Source organism: bacterium endosymbiont of Bathymodiolus sp. 5 South (assembly GCF_900128535.1).
Lineage (GTDB): Bacteria > Pseudomonadota > Gammaproteobacteria > PS1 > Pseudothioglobaceae > Thiodubiliella.
In genome coordinates this window covers 1-5,649 of sequence record NZ_FQTR01000117.1, presented here as the reverse complement: position 1 = coordinate 5,649, position 5,649 = coordinate 1, and the positions used below count along the sequence as shown (strand labels likewise).

The 5,649-nt window shown below is 36.7% G+C and carries 6 protein-coding genes; all 6 read right to left on the bottom strand.

Annotation, left to right across the window (positions count from 1 at the left end; genetic code table 11):
* A partial coding sequence (locus BBROOKSOX_RS08685; RefSeq protein ID WP_373896621.1) for a transposase occupies nucleotides 1–280 on the bottom strand: 280 nt, incomplete at its 3' end.
* A 285-nt stretch (nucleotides 281–565) separates the two neighbouring features.
* Nucleotides 566–1,204, bottom strand: a complete 639-nt coding sequence (locus BBROOKSOX_RS08680) for a hypothetical protein (RefSeq protein ID WP_139661072.1) — start codon at nucleotides 1,202–1,204, stop codon at nucleotides 566–568.
* A gap of 399 nt (nucleotides 1,205–1,603) precedes the next feature.
* Nucleotides 1,604–2,317, bottom strand: coding sequence for a carboxy-S-adenosyl-L-methionine synthase CmoA (gene cmoA, locus BBROOKSOX_RS08675; RefSeq protein ID WP_139661069.1), 714 nt, complete (start codon nucleotides 2,315–2,317; stop codon nucleotides 1,604–1,606).
* The gene (locus tag BBROOKSOX_RS08670; RefSeq protein WP_139661066.1) at nucleotides 2,310–2,777 is read right to left on the bottom strand and encodes a chorismate--pyruvate lyase family protein; all 468 of its coding nucleotides are present in this window, start codon (nucleotides 2,775–2,777) and stop codon (nucleotides 2,310–2,312) included. The genes cmoA and BBROOKSOX_RS08670 overlap by 8 nt, the downstream gene beginning before the upstream one ends.
* Nucleotides 2,778–2,790: 13 nt before the next feature.
* The gene (recG, locus tag BBROOKSOX_RS08665) at nucleotides 2,791–4,866 is read right to left on the bottom strand and encodes an ATP-dependent DNA helicase RecG (protein WP_139661063.1); all 2,076 of its coding nucleotides are present in this window, start codon (nucleotides 4,864–4,866) and stop codon (nucleotides 2,791–2,793) included.
* A 20-nt stretch (nucleotides 4,867–4,886) separates the two neighbouring features.
* Complete coding sequence (locus BBROOKSOX_RS08660; RefSeq protein ID WP_139661060.1) at nucleotides 4,887–5,288, bottom strand: RidA family protein; 402 nt, start codon at nucleotides 5,286–5,288, stop codon at nucleotides 4,887–4,889.
* Nucleotides 5,289–5,649: the final 361 nt, after the last annotated feature.

The following is a 5,649-nucleotide window of genomic DNA, read 5'->3' as shown; positions in this document are numbered from 1 at the left end:
AACACGGCATGTGTGGTGAAGATAGCTTGAACTCAACTAACTGTTTGCAATTAAATAAGCCCAAGCTTTTTAGCTTTTTTGCCAGCCACTCCTTTTCTACGGTTACTTTACCTGCTAGTGTAGTTAAACGCTCGTTTTGCTTTTGTGATTTAATAAGCTCTTCTTTGTATTCTTTAACTGTCTTGGAGGGCTCCATGGCAATTTCAGCGTTAGCAAGGAAGGTTTTTTTCCAATTCTGTAGGTTTTGTGGAAGGATGTTATGCTTGCTAGCAATCTGCACCAAGGTGCTTTTATTTTGGTTCGTTTTTTACTCATTTTTTTTACTCCGATTTTTTTGTTTAGTTTAACTTGTTCGAAATAAGAAAATTTAAATTGTTGTCTTAATTTGTTGGGGCTTTATAGAATTTTAGTTTTTGGCTAATAAGAATAGAGGATTTGCACCCCCTATTCTCTCTATTCCTTGTCTATTTCCCTTATTCTAAAGGGTAGCACCCCCTTATTTCCTTGATTATAGTTATGAGTAGAGCATGTGGTTTTTAAGATTTTTATAAAGTTTAAGGACTAACTATTGACGCAAAGACCTTCCAATAAGAACATTCCAAACGACAATGGAAATAAAAACATTCCATTCCACAATATCATTTATCTTCTGAATGTGGGTGGAATATTGAAATACAATTATAAATACAGGTAGAAGCGCAAGAAAAATCATACTTCGTGCCTTGGGCAACTGAAGGGAGGCAATAATTTGAAATATAATTAATGATAAAAATGCAATAACTGAGAACAACAAATGAAGATCTGAAACATATTGAGGGTGAAATCGGTGACCATCTTTAAAAGCTTCTGCAACAATAAAAGAGATGGGAAGAATAACAGACCCAAGCAGAATCAATGTGCGTCGAATATTTGGGCGTACATCAGGATTTATATTTTGTAAAAACTGAACGATAAAATACATAGACAACCCCAAGAACGGAGCGAGTGGCAACACTAATAGTCTATAAAAAAAACCTGAAAAAGGATAACCTCCTGCATGAGAAATAGAAACACATCCAGAAAAAGGAGGGAAACATACAAATGGATCTGGTACGGTTAATACATAAATCAAGTAAGAGCCAAAGGCCCATATCAATAAAAATATGCCTGTTATAACTATAGTTTGACTTGCTGAAATACAACCTAATTTATAGTTGTGTAACATATTTTATATTCTGACGACACCAAAACCCTTGATTTTACTAGAAAAAACCTTGCACTTTTATCTAGCACCCTAAAACAAAATCCGAACTCTAAAAAGTTTTGCCTTTGAGTTTATCGTTTTGAATTTTTTTTAGTGTAACTTTAACCAATTCCGAACTAATAGCCATATATAGCCAATTGCTACTCAAATTTAATAGAGACCTTTGCATAAATAGGGATGATTAGCAAAATCCAATTTTTGCCCAATTGGTGATTTCTTTAAACCTTGTCCTAGCAGGGCTAAGGCTGGGTTTAAAAAATCGCCAAGTGGGTGAAAAGTGGGTTTTTGATGATTGTTCCTATTTATGCAAAGGTCTCAAATAGTATCATTTGTCAAAAATCATATTTTGGTTTTAGTCTTTTATTTTACCGCTAAAAAGGAGACAAAGTTAAGGCACTGAAAGTGACAAAAACTTTGGGCAAATCCTGCGTTTTTAAATCGTTTAAAATGCGTTTGTTGACTATCAGTAATCAACACATTTTCAATGGCTTGGCGTTTGTTGGCAATCTCTAATTCGCTGTAGCCGTTCGCACGCTTAAAATCTAAGTGTAGTTTGGTTGTCTCATCTTGTTTCTGTCTATCGTCAAAATGAATTTTTTCCGATACAATCAATGCACCGCCTTTATTTAACCCTTGATAAATAGTGTTAATAAGTGCTTGCCTTTGTTCGGGTTTGATAAATTGTAAGGTAAGATTGAGCACAACGATAGATGCATTTTCAATGGGCGTATCTTCAATATTATTGCAAATAGTTTTAAAGTTTGATAATTCATCTGCAAGATTGGACTCACATTTTTTGATCATATCCAGTGAATTGTCAATCGCAATAATCTGATTATTATTATGGTTGTTGTTTAAGCCAAGTGCCAAAGAAATTGTCCCTGTTGACGCACCAAGGTCATAATAATTGCTGTTGTCTTGCCCATAGGTTTTAACCATCAGTCCGACCATTTCAATCATGGATTGATAACCAGGCACTGAGCGTCTAACCATATTGTCAAATACATTGGCAACGCTTTCATCAAAAGTAAAATCCACCAAATCTGTCTTTTTTTGAAAGAGCTTGTCACGCATAAAGGTTCTCCAAAAAGAACTCGCTCACCAATAATTTGGTTTGACCGATGGTGAAGGTTGAGCGTCTTCCCCAAAGATTATCTGCGTGTGTTATTTGTAGTTTGCCACGCACGATGCTCTCATCATTAAATAAAATTTCGCCCAATGGCTTACCACCAATAGTGCGTAAATCTTTGGTATCATTGGTAATCGGTATGATTGAGCGTGCAAAAATCATCACTTGTTGATTGCCTAATAATTCTACTTCACGAATAATGCAATCGTCTTGGGTAGCAACCAAATCAGCTTCATTTTTGTGGGCTTGCCCCTGTGTTTGAGACAGCACATTTACCGCAAAATCCTCAAATTTTTGCTTGAGCTTGTGCGTTAATGATTGATTATCAATCAGCCATGGTTTTAGTGCTTTAGGTATTGTCATCTGTGTGTCTAAGTTTACCCAAAGCAGGTTTTCAATATTCATAAATGACATTTTACTATGTGCTGGCGTATTGGGATTTGTCGTGGGTAATCCATCGCTGGATTAGCATTTGTTGTTTTTCTTCACTTTCATTGATAAATTTATCACAATAAAAATGTACCTGCTTGAGAAGATATCCATCACGCACGATATTGGCAATTTTCATATTGGCAATACCTGTTTGTTGCGTGCCAAGAATCTCGCCAGGGCCTCGTAATTCTAAATCTTTGTTGGCAATCACAAAGCCATCATTGGTTTGCCTTAGAATATTAAGTCGCTCTTTTGCAGCGCTACTGAGTGGTGCCTGATACATAAGTATACAAATACTTTTATCATTACCACGACCTACACGCCCGCGTAATTGGTGTAATTGTGCCAAACCTAATCGTTCTGAATTTTCAATTACCATGAGTGATGCATTTGGCACATTAACACCCACTTCGATTACCGTTGTTGCCACCAATACATTAACCTCACCACACGAAAATTGTTGCATAATGGTATTTTTTTCATCTTTGTTCATTTTTCCATGAATGAGTACAACAGATTGATTTGGCAGATTTTGTTGTAAATAATGATGTGTATTGATAGCAGATTCAGCGCGTAAGGCTTCAGATTCTTCAATTAAAGTACACACCCAATACACCTGGTTGTTTGCATGACACACCTGCTTAATTTTTTCAATCACTTCATCTTTACGCTCATTGCTTAGTGCAATGGTTTGTACAGGCATTCTACCAGGGGGTAATTCGTCAATAATTGACGAGTCTAAATCTGCATAAGCGCTCATTGTCAGTGAGCGTGGAATAGGGGTGGCAGTCATGACCAATTGGTGCGGGGTATTGTGCGCTTTTTGCACCAAAGACAGGCGTTGATGCACGCCAAACTTGTGTTGTTCATCGATAATAACCAATCCGAGTTTGTTAAAGGTAATGCTTTGTTGAAATAAAGCATGCGTGCCAATGACTATCTGTGCTTGACCCGATTGTATTTTTTCTGTTTGTTGCGCTCTTGTTTGGGTATTTTGTGACCCTGTTAGAAATGCGATTTCAATCCCCAAAGGATTGAGATAATTTGAAAAACTTTGCAGGTGTTGCGATGCTAAAATCTCAGTTGGTGCCATGATTGCTGCTTGAAAACTATTCTCAACCGCTTGCAAACAAGCAAAAACCGCAACGATGGTTTTGCCAGAGCCAACATCACCTTGCAACAGTCTTAACATCGGATGATTGGACGATAAATCTGCATTAATATCAGCAATACTGCGCTGTTGAGCGTTGGTTAATGCAAAGCCTAAATGCTGATGTAATTGATTTGATAAGTTGTCTTTAATGTCAAATACATTGGTTATTTTATTTTTACGCTGTTTTTTTAATTGTAGCAAACTGAGTTGTTGTGCACACAATTCTTCAATAATCAATCGTTGTTGTGCAATGTGTTTGAATGCTTCAATTTGCGCTAGATTTTCACCTTCTTTTGGATGATGCAATATTTCTAACGCCTGTTTTAATGACGGCATAGAATGATTGGTTAGTGATTCAAAATTATCCCTGAGTGGCGAGTTTTTCAGTGCCTCCATCGCCGTATTCACCCATTTTTTCATCTGTGTTTGGGCAATATTGCCAGTCAATGGGTAAACTGGACTTAAGGTTTTTTCCAGTAAAGTGCTTTGTCCTTTGGAGATTAATCGATATTCAGGGTGATACATTTCCAAACCATCTTTGCCGATTTTTATCTCACCAAAACATTGGATAATATCGCCACGCACCAGCCGTTGCTTTTGATATTGATTAAAATGGAAAAATCGCAATAATAAGCGCCGATTATTCTCATCAATGAGATAACACAACAACTGGCGAGTTTTAGTGCGAGTGCTACTTGGCGGAGCTTCAATACGCTCAATGGTTAGTTGCACTAAAATTTCATCGCCTATGCGCGCTTGATTTAATTGACCAAAAGATGTTTTGTTTTGGTATCGATGGGGTAAATGAAATAACAAATGTTCCAAGTTGTAAATACCACAAGCATTTAATTTTTCTTGTGCTTTTGGACCTAATCCATTGATTGAAATAATTGGGTCAGATAATTCCATTAATGCTAGACCTGCCCTATTTATTGAGGATGGGCTTCTTTGACTAAAACACCATCCATTTCTACTTGCGCCCCTCGGGGTAATTCTTTAATGCCAAGGGCTGCACGCGCAGGATAGGGCACAGAAAAATATTGTGCCATAATCTCATTTACTGTGGGGAAATGGCTCAAATCTGTCAAAAAGATATTGAGTTTTACAATATCATTCAAATCACCACCTGCTGCCCCACATACAGCACTCAAGTTCTTAAACACTTGGTGAATTTGTTCGTTAATACCGCCTTCAACTATTTCCATGGTCTCAGGTACCAAAGGAATTTGCCCTGATAGATACACTGTGATGCCACCCGTTACTGCTACTGCTTGAGAGTAAGTGCCGATTGCCTCAGGTGCTTTGTTGGTTGAAACGATATCTTTTTGCATAAGTAATTCTCAAGTAATAAGTTGGTTAAATTTTACTGCATCTTTTCCTTCACTTGAAAATAAAAAAGGCTTAAAGTTCTCCCAATAAACTGGACGCTAAATTTGAATAATTTTGGAGTCCAAAATGACTAGAAAATATACAGCTTTTACCAAAGCGTTTAAACTAGAAAATAAGGGGACGCTACCCTTTAAAATAAGAGGGATAGAGGGAATAGGGGGGTATTTTTATAATATAACCCTCTATTTTTATTAATCAGAGACCTTTGCATAAATAGTCAACCCTTAAAAACCACACAACAAATTGATTTATAACAATAAAACCAACAATAACCATAGACAAATCAACCAACTTTTGCTAAAA